Annotated in this window: 2 protein-coding genes; both read left to right on the top strand. The window is 67.7% G+C overall.

Going from position 1 to position 2,043, the window contains the following annotated elements:
* Positions 1-1,033 (top strand): acyl carrier protein (locus I5Q34_RS33675; RefSeq protein WP_199896301.1); only part of this gene is annotated, 1,033 nt, incomplete at its 5' end.
* Positions 1,034-1,087: 54 nt separating this feature from the next.
* On the top strand, positions 1,088-2,043 hold a 956-nt coding region (locus I5Q34_RS33670; protein ID WP_199896300.1), incomplete at its 3' end, for a beta-ketoacyl synthase N-terminal-like domain-containing protein.

Raw genomic sequence — 2,043 nt, 5'->3', positions numbered from 1 at the left:
CGCCACCATCCCCAACCTCACCCCCCACCACCTCCACACCACCCTCACCCCCAAAACCGACACCGCCCTCCACCTCCACCACCTCACCCAACACCACCCCCACCTCACCACCTTCATCCTCTACTCCTCCGCCGCCGCCACCCTCGGCTCCCCCGGCCAAGCCAACTACGCCGCCGCCAACGCCGTCCTCGACGCCCTCGCCCACCACCGCCAAGCCCACGGACAACCCGCCCAATCCCTCGCCTGGGGCCTCTGGCAACAAACCAGCACCATGACCACCCACCTCACCCCCACCGACCACCACCGCATCACCACCACCGGACTCACCCCCCTCACCACCCCCCAAGCCCTCACCCTCTACACCACCGCAACCACCCACCACACCCACCACCCCACCCTCATCCCCACCCACCTCAACCCCCACCACCCCACCCCCACACCACCCCTCCTCCACAACCTCACCCACCACCACCCCACACCGACCACACCTATCCGATCCGCCCCGCCCGCACCGTTCGCCCACATCGCACGGCTCACGACCACCGAGCAGTCCGCAGCCCTTCTCGCTCTTGTCCAGTCCCAAGCAGCCGTCGTGCTCGGGCACGACCATCCGGATGACGTCATGCCGAACGCACTCTTCCGCGACCAGGGCTTCGACTCGCTCACCGCCGTCGAGCTGCGCAACCGCCTGAGCTCGGGCACGGGCCTCCGACTGCCGTCGACGCTGGCGTTCGACTACCCCACACCGTCTGAACTCGCGGAACACCTGCGGCGCTCTCTGCTGGAGCAGCATTCCGCGTACACCTCTGCCACATCGGTCATGGTGGAAATCGACCGACTGGAGTCACTCCTCGCCAATCTCGGCGACGAAGACGCCGCACATTCCCGGGTCGCCGCGCGACTGCAGTCCATGCTGACGCGCTGGACAGAGACACGAGATCAGTCCGACGCCACCCCCGACTCCAGCGCACTCGCCTCGGCCACCGCTGCCGAAGTCCTCGATTTCATCGACAACGACCTCGGGCTCGCCTGAATCACCGAGCGCTGTTCCGCCCGCATCCGGGCCGGTTAAGGATGTGATCCCAACATGGTGAACGAAAAGCAGCTGCTCGACTACCTCAAGCGGGTGACCGCGGACCTCGACAAGACGCGTCGGCGCCTGCGTACCGTCACCGAGAAGAGCCGCGAGCCCCTTGCGATCGTGGGCATGGCCTGCCGCTATCCCGGCGGGAGCCGATCGGCCGACGATTTCTGGAGTCTCATCGCCTCTGGAACGGACGCGGTGGGCGGCTTTCCCGCCGACCGGGGATGGCAGCTGGAAGAGCTCTACGATCCGGATCCCGACGTACATGGCACCTGTTACACCAGGCAAGGCGGCTTCCTCTATGACGCGGGCGACTTCGACGCCCCCTTCTTCGGGATCAGTCCGATCGAAGCGACAGCCATGGACCCGCAGCAACGGCTTCTCCTCGAAACCGCCTGGGAGGCCCTGGAGCACGCCGCCATCCCGCCGGCGTCCCTGCGCGGTAGCAGGACGGCGGTCTTCGTAGGCGCCAACCCACAGGACTACGCCGGCACCCACACGTCCCGCGCCGACCAGGACGTCGAGGGACATGTCCTCACGGGAATCGCAGCCGGCATCGCCTCCGGCCGGATCTCCTTCTCGCTCGGGCTCGAAGGCCCTGCGGTCACCGTCGACACCTCCTGCTCGTCATCGCTGGTCGCCCTGCATCTCGCGTGCCAGGCATTGCGCGCGGACGAGTGCACGATGGCTCTCGTCGGCGGCGTCGCAGTGATGTCCACCCCCATCGCCTTCGTGGAGTTCTCGCGGCAGCGGGGGCTGTCGCGGGACGGTCGGTGCAAGGCCTTCTCCGCAGCGGCCGATGGGGTGGGGTGGGGCGAAGGTGTCGGCATGCTCCTCGTCGAACGCCTCTCGGACGCCCGACGCAACGGCCACCGAATCCTGGCAGTCGTACGCGGCAGCGCCGTCAACCAGGACGGAGCCAGCAACGGCCTCACCGCACCCAACGGACCAGCCCAACA

Origin of the sequence: Streptomyces sp. AV19 (assembly GCF_015999245.1) — a bacterium.
Classification (GTDB): Bacteria; Actinomycetota; Actinomycetes; order Streptomycetales; family Streptomycetaceae; genus Streptomyces.
The sequence above is the reverse complement of the archived record's forward strand: the minus strand, read 5'-3'. Positions and strand labels throughout refer to the sequence as shown.